Source organism: Streptomyces sp. BPTC-684, from assembly GCF_030028635.1.
In the GTDB taxonomy this organism is placed as follows: domain Bacteria; phylum Actinomycetota; class Actinomycetes; order Streptomycetales; family Streptomycetaceae; genus Streptomyces; species Streptomyces noboritoensis.
Genome location: NZ_CP124863.1, coordinates 2,586,775 through 2,603,352 on the forward strand (window position 1 = coordinate 2,586,775; position 16,578 = coordinate 2,603,352).

Here is a 16,578-nt window from a genome sequence, read left to right on the forward strand (position 1 = left end):
ACGCGCCCCCGGGCCACACCCCACCTTCGAGTGGTCTTCTTCACTCGCCACCCCTACATCGCGCTGTCGCGCGATTACCGTTGGTGAACATGAAGATCGCTTTCGTAGGCAAGGGCGGCAGCGGCAAGACCACGTTGTCCTCGCTCTTCATCCGCCACCTCACCGCCAACGAGGCCGCCGTGCTCGCGGTCGACGCCGACATCAACCAGCACCTGGGGGCCGCGCTCGGGCTCGACGAGGCGGAGGCCGCCGCGCTGCCCGCACTGGGCGCGCAGCTGCCGATGATCAAGGACTATCTGCGCGGCACCAACCCCCGGATCGCCTCCGCCGAGACGATGATCAAGACGACACCTCCGGGCCGGGGCTCCCGGCTGCTGCGGATCCGCGAGTCGAATCCGGTGTACGAGGCGTGCGCGCGGCGGGTGGTGCTCGACGACGGGGATATCCGGCTGATGGCGACCGGCCCGTTCAACGAGTCCGACCTGGGCGTGGCCTGCTACCACTCGAAGGTCGGGGCGGTGGAGCTGTGTCTGAACCACCTGGTGGACGGGCCGGACGAGTACGTCGTCGTCGACATGACGGCCGGGTCGGACTCGTTCGCCTCCGGCATGTTCACGCGCTTCGACATGACGTTCCTGGTGGCCGAGCCGACCCTCAAGGGCGTGTCGGTCTACCGCCAGTACAAGGAGTACGCACGGGACTTCGGGGTCGCCCTCAAGGTCGTCGGCAACAAGGTGCAGGGCCAGGACGACCTGGACTTCCTGCGGGCCGAAGTCGGCGAGGACCTGCTGGTCACGGTCGGCCACTCCGACTGGGTGCGCGCGATGGAGAAGGGGCGCCCGCCGCGCTTCGAGCTCCTGGAGGCGGACAACCGGCTCGCCCTCCAGGCCCTGCAGGACGCGGCGGACGACTCGTACGAGGCGCGCGACTGGGAGCGCTACACCCGGCAGATGGTCCACTTCCATCTGAAGAACGCGGAGAGCTGGGGGAACGCGAAGACGGGCGCCGACCTGGCGGCCCAGGTCGACCCCGCCTTCGTGCTGCGGGAGGAACTCGCCGTTCCGCAGCCGAGCTGATCTCGCGAGCGCGGCTCGCGGAAGGGGTCAGCGCACGGCGGCCTGCTTGAGGCCGGGCTGCGGGAGCGGCTTGACCGGCTGGACCGGCACGGCGGGCTGGGCGGCCAGGAAGGCCGTCCAGCCGCCCTTCGGGGCCTCTCCGACCTTCAACTGACGGAACTTGTCGAGTGTCGACGGGTCCTGCGCGTCCAGCCAGTCGGCGAGCTGACGGAACGACACGCAGTGCACCTCGCGCTTGACGCAGACCATCTTGATCGTGTCCTCGATGGCCCGCATATACGTGCCGCCGTTCCAGGACTCGAAGTGGTTGCCGATGATCAGCGGCGCGCGGTTGCCGTTGTACGAGCGGTCGAAGGCCTGGAGCAGGCCGTCGCGCATCTGGTTGCCCCAGTACTCGTGCTGGTCGGCGTCGCCCGTCACGGCGCCCGACTGGTTCATGTAGAAGTTGTAGTCCATGGACAGCGTCTGGAAGGCGCGGCCCGGGACCGGTACCAGCTGCATGGACAGGTCCCAGACGCCGTTGTCGTTCTTCTTCGGCCACACCTGGTCGTTGACGCCGCTGGTGTCATAGCGCCAGCCGAGCTGGCCGGCCGCCTGCACGAAGTTCTTGCGGCCCTCCAGGCAGGGCGTGCGGCCGCCGATGAGCTCCTTGTCGTAGTCGAACGGAAGCGGTGCCTCCGCCGTGAGCCCGGAGTTCGACTTCCAGTTCTTCACGAACGACTTGGCCTGGGCGATCTCGCTCTTCCACTCGTCCACCGACCAGGTGCCGACGCCGCCGTCGTTCCCGCAGAAGTGGCCGTTGAAGTGGGTGCCGACCTCGTTGCCCTCCTGCCAGGCAGATCGCAGCTGGGTGACCGTGTCCTTGATGCCCTTCAGGTCGTTGAACCCGATGTCACTGCTGCCCGGCGAATGCTTGGGCGCGGTGTACCGCTCGCGCTTCTCCTCCGGGAGCATGTACACACCGCTGAGGAAGTACGTCATCGTCGCGTTGTACTTCTTGCCGACCTCGCGGAAGTGGGAGAACAGCTGCTGACTGTCCTCTCCCGCACCGTCCCAGGAGAACACGACGAACTGCGGGGGCTGCTGACCGGGCGCCAGTTTGCGCGGCTTCAGCAGATGGGGCTGGAGTCCGGTGAAGGCGGTGGAGCCGTCGCCGATCAGGCGCACGGCCGACTTGGGGGCAGCGGCTCCGGCCGCTCCGGGGCCAGGCACGGCCGCCTTGGTCTCGTTGGTCCCGTTGCCCACCGAACATCCGGCGGCGCCCGCGACCAGTGCGGCGACGACGGCCCCGGTGGCGATCCTCTTCGTGGCGGCCATCATCCGCCCACCCTCTTCCTCGCAGATCAGTAGATCCGAAGATCTCTCGTACTGAATGTCATCAAATCGCCGCAAAAGTGACACGCAGCATGAAGGAAGGGGGCGCGACAGGCCGCACGAAAAGCTGCTTATTCACCACCAAGAGTGAATCGCTGACCTATTTGCCCTAAATGCGAAGCGCTGACCTTTACTCTGCATTACGATTCGTTTACCGAGAGTTGAGAATCCCGCCGCTGCACGCCGTGACCCACGGCCGCGACCCCACATCCGCGACCGCGCTGCCCCGGAGGAGACGGGAAATATGTCTGCCTGCGTCCCCACTCGCACCCAGCCCCTCACTCACCCCGACAGTCAGCAGCACTCGCACGCCCCACCGCCCAGGAAAGGAGGCCGCCGCTTCCGGATCGCCGGAGCCGATCTGTCCGCATCCGTCACCGTCTTCCTGCTCGCCGTGCCGATGTCGCTCGGCCTCGCCGTCGCCATCGACGCCCCGCTGGAAGCCGGCCTCATCGCCGCCGGAGTCGGCGGCATCGTCGCCGGGCTGCTCGGCGGCTCACCGCTCCTTGTCAGTGGCCCCTCCGCCGGACTCACGGTGGTATCGGCCGAGTTGATCCAGAGTTACGGCTGGCGCACCACCTGCGCCATCACCGTTCTCGCGGGTCTGCTCCAGATCGCACTCGGCTCACTCAAGACCGCGCGCTCCGCGCTCGCCGTGAGCCCCGCCATCGTGCACGGCACCCTCGCCGGCATCGGCGCCGCCATCGCGCTCGCCCAGCTCCACATCGTCCTGGGCGGCTCCCCACAGAGCTCGGCCGTGGACAACGCCCAAGCTCTCCCAGGCCAACTGGCCAAGGTCGGCCCTGCCGCACCCCTCATCGGGGCACTCACCATCGCCGTGCTCATGACGTGGCCCCGCCTCCCCGGACGCGTCGGAAAGGCGCTGCGCCGCATCCCGGCCGCGCTCGCCTGTGTGGTGATCGCCACCGGTGTGGCCGCCGTGGCCGCGCCCGGCATCGCCCGGGTCGACCTGCCCTCCTGGGACGCCCACGTCCTGCCGGAGCTGCCGCACGGGCCGGTGGCCGGGCTGGTCGCCGCCGTGCTCACGGTGACGCTGGTGGCCAGTCTGGAGTCGCTGCTCTCCGCCGTCGCCATGGACAAGCTGGCCGCCGAGCGGCCGGGGGCCGCCGCACCCGCCCGGGCCGACCTCGACCGGGAGTTGCGCGGACAGGGCATCGCCAACGCCGTCTCCGGGCTGCTCGGCGGAATGCCGGTCTCCGGCGGCGCGGTGCGCGGCAGCGCCAACGTACGGGCGGGGGCGACCGGCCGTGCCTCCACCGTGCTGCACGGGGTGTGGGTGCTGCTCGCCGCCGGGCTGCTCGTGGCCGTCCTGGAGTGGATCCCGCTGGCGGCGCTGGCCGCGCTGGTGATGATGGTCGGCATCCAGATGGTGTCGTTCGCCCACATCCGCAACGTCCACAAGCACCGCGAGTTCCTGGTGTACGTGGCGACAGTGGCCGGGGTGCTCCTGTTCGGGGTGCTCCAGGGCGTGGTCATCGGGATCGCCGTGGCCGTCGCGGTCGCGCTGCGCCGGGTGGCGCGCACCCGGATCACGGTGCAGTGCCAGGACGACCTGTCGTATCTGGTGCGGGCGCGCGGGCAGTTGACGTTCCTCGCCGTGCCACGGCTGACCCGGGCACTGAACCAGGTTCCCCAAGGGGCGAGCACCGTCGTGGAGTTGGACGGCTCGTTCATGGACCACGCGGCGTACGAGGCACTGCAGAGCTGGCAGGACACGCACACCGCGCACGGTGGCAAGGTGCGGATCACCGGCCGGTCCGGCGGGCGGATCGCCGAGCCCGCCTCCAGCCCGCAGAGCTGCTGCCGGCCCTGGACTCCCTGGCGCAACCACCACTGCCACGACAAGGCGCCGGCGCCCAGGCGGCACGGGCATCAACTGGCCAGCGGGCTCAGCTCGTTCCAGCGCAACACCGCGCCGCTGGTGCGGGACGAGCTGGCGCGGCTGGCGCGCGAGGGGCAGCAGCCGTCCCAGCTCTTCCTCACCTGCGCGGACTCCCGGCTGGTCACCAGCATGATCACGTCGAGCGGCCCGGGCGATCTGTTCACCGTGCGCAACGTCGGCAATCTGGTGCCCCCGCCCGGTGCGGAGTGCGGCGACGACTCGGTGGCGGCGGCGATCGAGTACGCGGTCGAGGTGCTGCGGGTCGAGTCCATCACCGTCTGCGGACACTCCGGCTGCGGGGCGATGCAGGCGCTGCTGAACAGCAAGCCGGACGCCCCGCAGACGCCCCTGCAGCGGTGGCTGCGGCACGGGACGCCCAGCCTGGAGCGGATGGCGAGCCGCAAGCACGCCTGGGCGCGGATCTCCGGGCGGCTGCCCGCCGACGCCGTCGAGCAGCTCTGCCTCACCAATGTGGTGCAGCAGCTGGACCACCTGAGGCGCCACGAGTCGGTGGCGCGGCGGCTGGCCGAGGGCACGCTGGCACTGCACGGGATGTACTTCCATGTGGGCGAGGCCCAGGCGTACTTGCTGGCGTCCGACGACTGCGAGGAGGTGTTCGAGGGGGTGGGGCCCACCGCCCTTGAGGTGTCCCCCACCTGATGTGGTGCGGCGCCGCGCCTCCCGCGCATCCCTGAACCCGGGGCGGACCTTGTCCGTGAGACCGTCTGATGACACGCCGATGACCCGGATCCTTTACAGGTCTAAACCAATTTTCGGGAGACTCTTGTCACCCGGCGATTGGCCTGATGAGCTATGGCCCGGGACACATAGGCACATAGGACGCCCTGGGAAAGGGAGATGTCGTGAGCAACGAAAGCCTGGCCAACCTCTTGAAGGAGGAGCGCCGGTTCGCTCCTCCTGCCGAGCTGGCTGCCGCCGCCAACGTGACGGCGGAGGCGTACGAGCAGGCCAAGGCGGACAGGCTGGGCTTCTGGGCCGAGCAGGCCCGGCGCCTCACCTGGGCCACCGAACCGACCGAGACGCTCGACTGGTCGAACCCGCCGTTCGCGAAGTGGTTCGCCGACGGGCAGCTCAACGTCGCGTACAACTGCGTGGACCGGCATGTCGAGGCCGGGAACGGTGACCGGGTCGCCATTCACTTCGAGGGCGAGCCCGGCGACAGCCGCGCGATCACCTACGCGGAGCTGAAGGACGAGGTCTCGCGGGCCGCCAACGCCCTTACGGAGCTGGGCGTCCGGGCCGGTGACCGGGTCGCGGTGTACCTGCCGATGATCCCCGAGGCGGCCGTCGCGATGCTCGCCTGCGCCCGTATCGGCGCGGCGCACTCGGTGGTGTTCGGCGGGTTCTCGGCCGACGCCGTCGCCTCCCGTATCCAGGACGCCGACGCGAAGCTGGTCATCACGGCGGACGGCGGGTACCGGCGCGGCAAGCCGTCCGCGCTCAAGCCCGCGATCGACGAGGCCGTGACGAAGTGCCCGCAGGTCGAGCACGTCCTGGTGGTGCGGCGTACGGGTCAGGAGACCGCCTTCACCGAGGGCCGGGACGTCTGGTGGGACGACATCGTCGGCCGTCAGTCGGCCGAGCACACCCCGCAGGCGTTCGACGCCGAGCACCCGCTGTTCATCCTCTACACCTCGGGGACGACGGGTAAGCCGAAGGGCATCCTGCACACCTCCGGCGGCTATCTGACGCAGGCCGCGTACACGCACCACGCGGTCTTCGACCTCAAGCCCGAGACCGATGTGTACTGGTGCACCGCCGACATCGGCTGGGTGACCGGTCACTCGTACATCGTGTACGGGCCGCTGGCCAACGGTGCGACACAGGTCATGTACGAGGGCACGCCGGACACCCCGCACCAGGGGCGGTTCTGGGAGATCGTCCAGAAGTACGGGGTGACGATCCTCTACACGGCGCCGACGGCGATCCGTACGTTCATGAAGTGGGGCGACGACATCCCCGCGAAGTTCGACCTGTCGTCGCTGCGGGTGCTGGGGTCGGTGGGCGAGCCCATCAACCCCGAGGCGTGGATCTGGTACCGCAAGCACATCGGGGCGGACAAGTGCCCGATCGTGGACACGTGGTGGCAGACGGAGACCGGCGCGATGATGATCTCGCCGCTGCCGGGTGTGACGGAGACCAAGCCCGGGTCCGCGCAGCGGGCGCTGCCGGGCATCTCGGCGACCGTCGTGGACGACGAGGCGCACGAGGTGCCGAACGGGGGCGGCGGGTACCTCGTCCTCACCGAGCCGTGGCCGTCGATGCTGCGCACGATCTGGGGCGACGACCAGCGGTTCATCGACACGTACTGGTCGCGGTTCGAGGGCAAGTACTTCGCCGGTGACGGGGCGAAGAAGGACGAGGACGGGGACATCTGGCTGCTCGGGCGCGTCGACGACGTGATGCTCGTGTCCGGGCACAACATCTCGACGACCGAGGTCGAGTCGGCGCTGGTGTCGCACCCGTCGGTGGCCGAGGCGGCGGTGGTCGGCGCGGCCGACGAGACGACCGGGCAGGCGATCGTGGCGTTCGTGATCCTGCGGGGTTCGGCGGCGGAGTCGGACGGGCTGGTGGACGAGCTGCGGGCGCACGTGGGCGCCACGCTGGGGCCGATCGCCAAGCCGAAGCGGGTTCTGCCGGTGGCGGAGCTGCCGAAGACCCGGTCGGGGAAGATCATGCGACGGTTGCTGCGGGATGTAGCGGAGAACCGGGAGCTCGGTGACGTCACGACGCTGACGGACTCTTCGGTGATGGATCTGATCCAGACGAAGCTGCCGAGCGCTTCCAGCGAGGACTGAGTGGGGGCTTGGGGCCCGGCTGCGGGTTGTACGTGGCCGGGCCTCGGGCGGTTTCCCCCGGACCCCCGAGCGGGGCCTGCGGCCCCTGAGCCCCGGCCCCGTTCGTCTGCGGACCGTTGCTGGCTGGTCGCGCAGTTCCCTGCGCCCCTGAAGGGCGGGGCCTGAATGTGCCCGCGCCCCCTTCCGCCTTAAGGGGCGCGGGGAACTGCGCGAGCAACCCAGCCCGGTCCGCAGACGAACCCCGCACCCCCGCGCCCCCCGCCCCACTTGCGCATAAAGTGACGATCACCGGAATCATCCCACCGCACCCGGGTAAAGACTTAGGTAAAGTAAGGATCGCTTCAGTCGCGTCAATGGCGCGACAAGAGGGACCCAGGTGCGCCGGGAAGTCTGGTCGGCAACGTGCTTTGTCATGCCCGCCGAACCGACCGGAGGTCGTCCCCCGTGGCCGCGCCCGTAACCCCCAAGGACAGCAGCAAGAGCAGCAGCAACCGGAAGTTCCTCGGGCGGCTCTCCCTGCCCGAGCGGAACTTCGTCGCGGATGCGCTGCGTGCCGAGACCGTCGGCGGTGTGCTGCTGCTCGTGGCCGCGATCGTGGCGTTGATCTGGGCCAACACTCTTGGCGGCAGCTACGCCGACGTACGCGGGTTCCACGTCGGCATCAAGGCCCTCGGGCTCGATCTCTCGCTCCAGCACTGGGCCGCCGACGGGCTCCTCGCGATCTTCTTCTTCGTCGCCGGGATCGAGCTCAAGCGCGAGCTCGTGGCCGGTGAGCTGCGCGACCCCAAGGCCGCCGCGCTGCCGGTGATCGCCGCGATCTGCGGAATGGCCGTGCCCGCGCTCGTATACGCGCTGGTCAACACCGTCGGCGGCGGCGCGATGGACGGATGGGCCGTGCCGACGGCCACCGACATCGCCTTCGCCCTTGCCGTGCTCGCGGTCATCGGGACCTCGCTGCCGTCCGCCCTGCGCGCGTTCCTGCTGACGCTCGCCGTCGTCGACGATCTCTTCGCCATTCTGATCATCGCCGTCTTCTTCACCAAGGAGATCGACTTCGCCGCCCTCGGCGGCTCCGTCGTCGGCCTCGCGGTCTTCTGGCTGCTGCTGCGCAAGGGCGTGCGCGGCTGGTACGTGTACGTACCGCTCGCGCTGGTCATCTGGGGGCTGATGTACAACAGCGGCGTCCACGCCACCATCGCGGGCGTCGCCATGGGCCTGATGCTGCGCTGCACCCGCCAGGAGGGCGAGGAGCACTCCCCCGGCGAGCACATCGAGCACCTGGTGCGGCCGCTCTCCGCCGGGCTCGCCGTGCCGCTCTTCGCGCTGATGTCGGCCGGTGTCGGCGTCAGCGGCGGGGCGCTCGCGGACGTCTTCACCCAGCCCGAGACGCTCGGTGTGGTCCTCGGCCTGGTGGTCGGCAAGGCGGTCGGCATCTTCGGCGGCACCTGGTGCGCGGCCCGGTTCACCCGGGCGGAGCTCAACGACGACCTGGCCTGGCCGGACGTCTTCGCCGTCGCCACGCTCGCCGGGATCGGCTTCACCGTCTCGCTGCTCATCGGCGAGCTGGCCTTCGACGGCGAGGGCGCGCTGGCGGACGAGATCAAGGCCGCCGTGCTCATGGGCTCGCTGATCGCAGCCGTGTGCGCGACCGTCCTGCTGAAGCTGCGCGTACGCCGGTACCAGGCGCTCGTCGAGGAGGAGGAGCGCGACGAGGACCACGACGGCATCCCGGATGTGTACGAACAGCACAATCCGGCCTACCACCTGCGGATGGCCGCCATCTACGACGAGAAGGCCGCCGAGCACCGCCGCCTCGCGCAACTGGCGGGGGCGGGGAGCGACGAGGGCGGCCGTCCGGCATGATCTGACATCTGGGCCGGAGAAGGACATCTGGGCCGGGAGATGACGGGACCGGAGAAGAGAAGAGGGAGTCAGCGAATGAGCGACCCCAGCAACACCGCCGCCGGCGGCGCCGACCGCAGCCTCGGCCAGCTGGTCGCCTCGGCGACCGCCGAGATGTCCGCGCTGGTGCACGACGAGATCGCGCTCGCCAAGGCGGAGCTGCGCCAGGACGTCAAGCGCGGCGCGATCGGTGGCCTCGCCATCGGTACCGCGGGCGTGCTCGTCCTGTTCTCGCTGCCGGTGCTGAGCTTCGCGGCGGCGTACGGGATCCACAACCTGGGGCTGGGCCTGGCCTGGTCGTTCCTGATCGTGGGCGGCGCGTTCCTGCTGCTCGCGGCCCTGCTCGGGCTGCTGGCCGTGGCCAAGTTCAAGAAGGTCAAGCCGCCGGAGAAGTCCATCGCCTCGGCCAAGCAGACCGCCGCCGTGCTCGGGGGCGTCAAGCCGCATCCCCGCCCGGTCACGGACCAGGCCCCGGCTGTGGCACGCTCGTCTGCATGACCGCACCTGATACCGGTACCGGCGCCACGGGCAGCCCTGGCGGCAATGGCAGCCCTGTCCGCATCGATGGTCCCTGGACACACAGGGACGTAGCGGCCAATGGTGCGCGCTTCCACATCGCGGAGCTGGGTGACGGTCCGCTGGTGTTGCTGCTCCACGGCTTTCCCCAGTTCTGGTGGACGTGGCGGCACCAGCTGACCGCGCTCGCCGACGCCGGTTTCCGGGCGGTCGCGATGGACCTGCGGGGCGTCGGCGGCAGCGACCGCACGCCCCGGGGCTACGATCCGGCCAACCTCGCGCTGGACATCACCGGGGTCGTACGGTCACTGGGCGAGCCCGACGCGGCGCTGGTCGGCCATGATCTGGGCGGCTATCTGGCGTGGACGGCGGCCGTGATGCGGCCCAAGCTGGTACGCCGACTCGTCGTGTCGTCGATGCCGCATCCCCGGCGCTGGCGCTCCGCGATGCTCTCCGACCCCTCGCAGTCGCGGGCCGGTTCCTACATCTGGGGCTTCCAGCGGCCGTGGCTGCCGGAGCGTCAGCTCGTCGCGGACGACGCGGCGCTGGTGGGGCGGCTGGTGCGGGAGTGGTCGGGTCCGGCGGCGCCGGAGGACGAGGCCGTGGAGGTCTACCGGCGGGCGATGACCATCCCGTCGACCGCGCACTGCTCGATCGAGCCGTACCGCTGGATGGTGCGGTCGATGGCCCGGCCCGACGGCATCCAGTTCAACCGCCGTATGAAGCGGCCGGTACGGGTACCGACACTGCATCTGCACGGGTCGCTCGACCCGGTGATGCGCACCCGCAGTGCTGCGGGCTCCGGCGAGTACGTCGAAGCGCCCTACCGCTGGCGGCTGTTCGACGGTCTGGGCCACTTCCCCCACGAGGAGGACCCGGCCGCGTTCTCGGCGGAGCTGGTGAACTGGCTGAAGGATCCCGAGCCCGACCGGTAGTTCGGCCGGTGGTCCTACGACCCCGTCCGGCAAGCGGACGGGAACGCTTGTCTGACGAACAGCCAAATGCCCGGCGCATAGGCCAATTGGCCGCCCGAGACGCGGTTACCGACCTTGGGGCACGGGCAGACGTCGGGGTATGGGCTGGACGCACGACTACGGTGACGCAGCACGCAACCGCCGCTCGGCCACCGCGCCGATTTCGCACGAGAGGGGCGGCCCGCAAGGTCAGGGCCATGATCCCCAACTCGGTATTCCGCGTATCCTCCGCCGCCGGGCCCGCTGGGTCTCGGCACGGCTGCGCCATTCGCGTACGTAGTACGGGCCGCGCATGGACGGCGTACGTACGCGATTACGGGCGCAGATACGCGAGGCCCGAGTGGGCGTCCCGGTAGCCGTCCAGGAGCCTTCGGGCGACCTGGACGGAGTCGACCAGCGGGTGCAGGGCGAAGGCCTTCACCGCCGCCCGCACCGAGCCGGCCTCGGCGGCCTCCAGGACACACCGCTCGACCGCCTTCACCGCGCTGACCAGGCCCGCCTCGTGGCCGGTCAGCTGGGTCACGGGCAGCGGGCGCGGGCCTGACGCGTCGACGTGGCACGGGATCTCGACGACCGCCTCGGCGTCGAGGGCGTGCAGTGAGGCGCCGTTGCGCACGTTGAGGATGAGCGTCGCCGGTTCGTCGCGCGCGATGGCCCGCATCAGCGCCAGGGCGACGTTCTCGTACCCGCCCGACTCCAGGTCGTCGGCGGCGCGCTCGCCCGCGCCCGAGACCTCCCGGTTCTCGGACATGTACGTGGCCTCGCGCTCGGCGCGGGTGCGGTCCCAGGCGTCCCACGCCTGCTCGCCGTCCGCCACGGTCGCGTAGAAGCGCGCCTGCTGGTCCAGGAGGAAGGCGCCGCGCGTGAGTTCCGCCTGCCGGTACGCGGCCACGGCCTCGCGGTTGAAGTAGTAGTAGTGCAGATACTCGTTGGGCACCGAGCCGAGCGAGCGCAGCCAGTCGGCGCCGAAGAGCTTGCCCTCCTCGAAGGAGGTCAGCAGCGCGTCGTCCGCGAACAGGCGCGGCAGCACGTTCTCCTCGCCCTCGTAGAGGCCGTGCAGCCAGCCCAGGTGGTTCAGACCCGCGTAGTCCAGCCGTACGGCGTCGGGGTCGGCGCCGACCGTACGGGCCACGCGGCGGGCCAGACCGACCGGCGAATCGCAGATGCCGATCACCCGTTCGCCCAGGTGGCGGGCCATGGCCTCGGTGACGAGACCGGCCGGGTTGGTGAAGTTGATGACCCAGGCACCGGGGGCGACCGCCTTGATCCGGCGGGCGATCGCGTCGGCCACGGGCACGGTCCGCAGTCCGTACGCGACGCCGCCCGCGCCGACCGTCTCCTGGCCCAGGACGCCCTCGGCGAGCGCGATCCGCTCGTCGGCCGCCCGGCCCGCCAGGCCCCCGACGCGGATCGCGGAGAAGACGAAGTCGGCGCCGCGCAGGGCCTCGTCGAGGTCCGTGGTGGCCCGTACGACGGGCGCGTCCGCGCTGTCGCGGGCCTGGTCGGCGAGGACCTTGGCGATGGCCGCGAGCCGTGCCGCGTCCACGTCGTACAGCGTGACCTCGGTGACCCGGCCGGGCGCGCGGTCGCGCAGCAGGGCGCCGTACACGAGCGGCACGCGGAAACCGCCGCCGCCGAGGATCGTCAGTCGCATTCCGGCCTCTCGGGGAGTCGGGGGTCAGCGGGGCGGGGTTCCGGTCACAGGGCGCACTGCTGGCTGTCGACCTGCTGGTTGGCGGTGCGGCCCAGTTGGATGTCCTCGCGGATCTCGTCGGCCGTCAGCGCGTATCCGGTGTTCGGGTCGTCGAGGGACTTGGCGAAGACCACTCCGTAGACCTTGCCGTCGGGGGTGAGGAGGGGGCCGCCGGAGTTGCCCGGGCGGACCGTGGTGAACAGCGAGTAGACCTCGCGGGTGACCGTGCCGCGGTGGTAGATGTCCGGGCCCGGCGGGGTGATCCGGCCGCGGACGCGCGCGGCGCGCACGTCGTACGGCTGGTCCTCGGGGAAGCCCGCGACGATCGCGCCGCTGCCGCTGTGCGCCTCCTGGGAGGAGAAGCGCAGCACCGGGGCCTTCAGGTCGGGCACGTCCAGGACCGCGATGTCGCGGCGCCAGTCGTAGAGCACCACCGTCGCGTCGTACGTCCGCCCCTGACCGCCTATCTGGATCTTCGGGTCCTCCACGCCGCCCACTACGTGGGCGTTGGTCATCACGCGGCGCTCGGCGAAGACGAAGCCGGTGCCCTCCAGGCGCTTGCCGCAGCTCGGCGCGGTGCCGGTGACCTTGACGATCGAGCGCTTGGCCTGGGCCGCCACGGGGCTGGTCGCCAGCGCCTGGTCGGGCGGCGGGACCTTGGTGATCGACTCGTTGGTGAACGGGGCGAAGACCTGCGGCAGCCCGTTCTGCGCCAGCATGGAGGAGAAGTCCGAGAACCAGGTGTACGCCTGCTTGGGCATCGCCTTGTCGACGCCGTGCAGGATCTGGGAGTCGTTGACCGCCCGTCCCAGCGCGTTGCCCCTGCTCGACGACTGGGGGTCGGCCAGCGGGGAGAGCGCGGTGCCGATCAGCCAGGCGACCAGGAGCATCGCCACGACGTTGACCAGCGCGCCGCCCGTGGCGTCCAGGGCGCGCGCGGGCGACCAGGTGATGTGCTGGCGCAGTTTGTTGCCCAGGTGTGTGGTGAAGGCCTGGCCCACGGAGGCGCAGACGATCACGACCACGACCGCGATGATCGCGGCGGTGGTCGACACGTCACGCTTGTCGGTCAGCTGGTCCCAGATGACCGGGAGCAGATACACGGCGATGAGACCGCCGCCGAGGAAGCCGATCACCGACAGGATGCCGACGACGAAGCCCTGGCGGTAGCCGACGATCGCGAACCACACGGCGGCGACCAGCAACAGGATGTCCAGCACGTTCACGGGCCCACCCTGTCACGCGTGCCAGTCGAGCGGGACCCGCCTGGTGCGATCCCAGGGGCGCTCCCAGCCCGCGAAGTGCAGCAACCGGTCGATCACACCGGCCGTGAAGCCCCACACGAGGGCGGATTCGACCAGAAAGGCCGGGCCTGCGTGGCCCCGCGGATGGACCGCGGTGGCCCGGTTGGCCGGGTCCGTGAGATCCGCCACGGGGACGGTGAAGACCCGGGCGGTCTCCGCCGCGTCCACCGCCCGCACGGCCGTCGGCTCGCGCCACCAGCCCAGGACGGGGGTCACCACGAAACCGCTCACCGGGATGTACAGCCGGGGCAGCACGCCGAAGATCTGTACCCCTTCGGGGTCGAGGCCGGTCTCCTCCTCGGCCTCGCGCAGGGCGGCGCGCAGCGGGCCGGTGGTCTGCGGGTCGCCGTCCTCGGGGTCGAGGGCGCCGCCCGGGAAGGAGGGCTGGCCGCCGTGCGAGCGCAGCTGGCTGGCGCGCTCCATCAGCAGCAGCTCGGGCCCGGCCGGGCCGTCACCGAAGAGGATCAGCACGGCGGACTGGCGCCCGGCGCCGCTCTCGGGCGGCAGGAACCGGCTGAGCTGGAGCGGCTCGATCCGGTCGGCCGCGCGCGCGACGGGGTCGAGCCACGCGGGCAGGCCGTCACGGCTCACGGCGGGGCCGTGGAGGCCCTGGGGGCCGCCGCCCTGGCCCCGGTGGCCGTCGGGCACGGCCGCGCCGCCCGCACCGCTCTCGTACCTCTCGTACGTCCTGCTGGTGTCACTCGTCTTGCTGGTGTCACTCGCGTGCGTCATAGGCACCCCCGTCGTCCACCGGTCACAACGTCCGGGACGGTCGCGTTCGTTCCGTCCGGTCATCCGCGATCCGTCATCCGGCCCCCAGCGGCGGGGCCGGGAGCCCCGGGTAGTCCGGGGGCGGGGAGAGCCGCTGGCCCGGGAAGCCGCCCTTCTCGTACTTCAGGAGCTTCTTCGCCTTCTCCGGGTCCGTCTCGCCCTCTCCGTACGCCGGGCAGAGCGGGGCGATGGGGCAGGCGCCGCAGGCGGGCTTGCGGGAGTGGCAGATGCGGCGGCCGTGGAAGACGACGCGGTGCGAGAGCATCGTCCACTCGCTCTTCGGGAAGATCTCGGCGACGACGGCCTCGACCTTGACCGGGTCCTCCTCGTCCGTCCATTTCCAGCGGCGGACCAGGCGCCCGAAGTGCGTGTCGACGGTGATGCCGGGGACGCCGAAGGCGTTGCCGAGCACCACGTTCGCCGTCTTGCGGCCGACTCCGGGGAGCTTCACCAGGTCGTCGAGGCGGCCCGGGACATTGCCTCCGAAGTCGTCGCGGAGGGCGGCGGCGAGCCCCATGATCGACTTGGTCTTGGCGCGGAAGAACCCGGTCGGCCGGATCAGCTGCTCGACCGCCTCCGGGTCGGCCTCGGCCAGGTCCTCGGGGGTCGGATACGCGGCGAACAGCGCGGGCGTGGTCTGGTTGACCCGCAGGTCCGTCGTCTGGGCGGACAGGACGGTCGCGACCAGGAGCTCGAAGGGGTTGCGGAAGTCGAGCTCCGGGTGGGCGTACGGATACACGTCCGCCAGCTCGCGGTTGATCCGGCGGGCGCGCCGGACCATGGAGAGGTGGGACTCGGGTTTGGCGGCCCGGGCGGGGGCGGTCTTCGCGGCCTTGGCGGTCTTCACAGCCTTCTCGGCCTTCACGGGCTTTGCCGGGGCCTTCTTGGCTGCCGCCTTCGCAGGCACGGCGGCCTTCACGGCCTTCTTGGCCGCTGCCTTCTTGGCCACGGTCTTCTTCACCGCCTTCTCGGGCGCGGCTTCCTTGGCCGCGGTCCCCCTGGCCGGGCCCTTCGCGGGCGCGCCCGGGGTGGCCGACGCGCCCGGAGCGGGCGCGGGCGCCGACGCGGCCCGATTGGCCGATTTTGATTCTTTCGCGGCTTTTTTCGGTTTACTCGCGGGCTGTTCGCCCACAGCGGAATCACTGCCTGCCGACACTCTTGTGGCCCCCCTGGCCTGCGCTCTCACCGGCGAATTGGACACCCGGCCAGCCTAAAGCCACGCACTGACATCCGCTCCGGCCACAGCGAATCACCACCCCAAACGGCCCCCTGCCGCACAGTCCGGCGCTCCGGTGCGTCATCCTTGTGATTACCCGTGTGATTGATCGCACTGTTTACCCCGTCCGGCAAAATGGGCAGCACGGTCCCCTGTACCGGTCGACAAGGAGAGAACTCGTGGACGACGTTCTGCGGCGCGCCCCGCTCTTCGCGGCGCTCGATGATGAGCAGGCCGCGGAGCTCCGCGCCTCGATGAGTGAGGTGACGCTCGCCCGCGGCGACGCCCTCTTCCACGAGGGCGACCCCGGCGACCGCCTCTACGTGGTCACCGAGGGCAAGGTCAAGCTCCACCGCACTTCCCCCGACGGCCGCGAGAACATGCTGGCGGTCCTCGGCCCCGGCGAGCTCATCGGCGAGCTGTCCCTCTTCGACCCGGGCCCGCGCACCGCCACCGCGACCGCGCTCACCGAGGTCAAGCTGCTGGGCCTGGGCCACGGCGACCTCCAGCCCTGGCTGAACGCCCGGCCCGAGGTGGCCACCGCCCTGCTGCGCGCCGTCGCCCGCCGACTGCGCAAGACCAACGACCAGATGTCCGACCTGGTCTTCTCCGACGTCCCGGGCCGCGTCGCCCGCGCGCTCCTCGACCTGTCGCGCCGCTTCGGCGTGCAGTCGGAGGAGGGCATCCACGTCGTGCACGACCTGACGCAGGAAGAGCTGGCCCAGCTGGTCGGCGCCTCCCGCGAGACGGTGAACAAGGCCCTCGCCGACTTCGCGCAGCGCGGCTGGCTGCGCCTCGAAGCCCGTGCGGTGATCCTGCTCGACGTCGAGCGGCTCGCCAAGCGCTCGCGCTGATACGGCCGTTCACCTGCGCGTTCGTACGTGACGGGGCCCGCCTCCCTCGGGAGGCGGGCCCCGTTGTCAGTGGTCGGTCCTAGTCTGTGGATACGTGGCAGACACCACGCGGCTCCTTGACAAGTGCACCGTGGAAAAAGGCGAGTTACGAGCGGGCGACGCGGCCGGGTCGAGTG

The 16,578-nt window shown here is 70.7% G+C and carries 13 protein-coding genes; 8 read left to right on the forward strand and 5 right to left on the reverse strand.

Annotation, left to right across the window (positions count from 1 at the left end; all coding sequences use genetic code 11):
• The first annotated feature begins 89 nt into the window (after positions 1-89).
• The gene (locus tag QIY60_RS11545; RefSeq protein ID WP_283142331.1) at positions 90-1,076 is read left to right on the forward strand and encodes an ATP-binding protein; all 987 of its coding nucleotides are present in this window, start codon (positions 90-92) and stop codon (positions 1,074-1,076) included.
• A gap of 27 nt (positions 1,077-1,103) precedes the next feature.
• Here QIY60_RS11545 and QIY60_RS11550 read toward each other — a convergent pair whose 3' ends face one another.
• The gene (locus tag QIY60_RS11550) at positions 1,104-2,396 is read right to left on the reverse strand and encodes a hypothetical protein (RefSeq protein ID WP_283142332.1); all 1,293 of its coding nucleotides are present in this window, start codon (positions 2,394-2,396) and stop codon (positions 1,104-1,106) included.
• Between the two features lie 298 nt (positions 2,397-2,694).
• On the opposite strand from QIY60_RS11550, the gene QIY60_RS11555 reads away from it, so the two are divergent.
• From QIY60_RS11555 to QIY60_RS11580, 6 genes are all read left to right on the forward strand, one after another.
• Positions 2,695-5,013 (forward strand): bifunctional SulP family inorganic anion transporter/carbonic anhydrase, encoded by a 2,319-nt coding sequence (locus tag QIY60_RS11555; RefSeq protein ID WP_283142333.1) that lies wholly within the window; start codon positions 2,695-2,697, stop codon positions 5,011-5,013.
• Positions 5,014-5,216: 203 nt separating this feature from the next.
• Entirely contained in the window at positions 5,217-7,172 is a 1,956-nt protein-coding gene (gene acs / locus QIY60_RS11560) for an acetate--CoA ligase (RefSeq protein ID WP_283142334.1), read from the forward strand.
• 444 nt (positions 7,173-7,616) lie between these two features.
• The gene (gene nhaA / locus QIY60_RS11565; protein WP_283142335.1) at positions 7,617-9,035 is read left to right on the forward strand and encodes a Na+/H+ antiporter NhaA; all 1,419 of its coding nucleotides are present in this window, start codon (positions 7,617-7,619) and stop codon (positions 9,033-9,035) included.
• Positions 9,036-9,110: 75 nt separating this feature from the next.
• The gene (locus QIY60_RS11570; RefSeq protein WP_283142336.1) at positions 9,111-9,572 is read left to right on the forward strand and encodes a phage holin family protein; all 462 of its coding nucleotides are present in this window, start codon (positions 9,111-9,113) and stop codon (positions 9,570-9,572) included.
• A complete protein-coding gene (locus tag QIY60_RS11575) occupies positions 9,569-10,525 on the forward strand; it encodes an alpha/beta hydrolase (RefSeq protein ID WP_283142337.1) in 957 nt (318 codons plus the stop codon). Before QIY60_RS11570 ends, QIY60_RS11575 begins: the two co-directional genes overlap by 4 nt.
• A 139-nt stretch (positions 10,526-10,664) precedes the next feature.
• A complete protein-coding gene (locus tag QIY60_RS11580) occupies positions 10,665-10,844 on the forward strand; it encodes a hypothetical protein (RefSeq protein ID WP_079126084.1) in 180 nt (59 codons plus the stop codon).
• Positions 10,845-10,877: 33 nt separating this feature from the next.
• Here QIY60_RS11580 and QIY60_RS11585 read toward each other — a convergent pair whose 3' ends face one another.
• The 4 genes from QIY60_RS11585 to nth all read right to left on the reverse strand — a co-directional run bounded on the left by QIY60_RS11585 (position 10,878) and on the right by nth (position 15,179).
• Positions 10,878-12,218, reverse strand: coding sequence for a 6-phospho-beta-glucosidase (locus QIY60_RS11585; protein ID WP_283142338.1), 1,341 nt, complete (start codon positions 12,216-12,218; stop codon positions 10,878-10,880).
• 44 nt (positions 12,219-12,262) lie between these two features.
• Positions 12,263-13,483, reverse strand: a complete 1,221-nt coding sequence (locus tag QIY60_RS11590) for a MarP family serine protease (RefSeq protein ID WP_283142339.1) — start codon at positions 13,481-13,483, stop codon at positions 12,263-12,265.
• A 12-nt stretch (positions 13,484-13,495) separates the two neighbouring features.
• The gene (locus tag QIY60_RS11595) at positions 13,496-14,293 is read right to left on the reverse strand and encodes a CoA pyrophosphatase (protein ID WP_283142340.1); all 798 of its coding nucleotides are present in this window, start codon (positions 14,291-14,293) and stop codon (positions 13,496-13,498) included.
• A 73-nt stretch (positions 14,294-14,366) separates the two neighbouring features.
• Positions 14,367-15,179, reverse strand: a complete 813-nt coding sequence (gene nth, locus QIY60_RS11600; protein WP_349253986.1) for an endonuclease III — start codon at positions 15,177-15,179, stop codon at positions 14,367-14,369.
• A 548-nt stretch (positions 15,180-15,727) separates the two neighbouring features.
• On the opposite strand from nth, the gene QIY60_RS11605 reads away from it, so the two are divergent.
• Positions 15,728-16,402, forward strand: a complete 675-nt coding sequence (locus tag QIY60_RS11605) for a Crp/Fnr family transcriptional regulator (protein WP_017947815.1) — start codon at positions 15,728-15,730, stop codon at positions 16,400-16,402.
• Positions 16,403-16,578 lie beyond the last annotated feature (176 nt).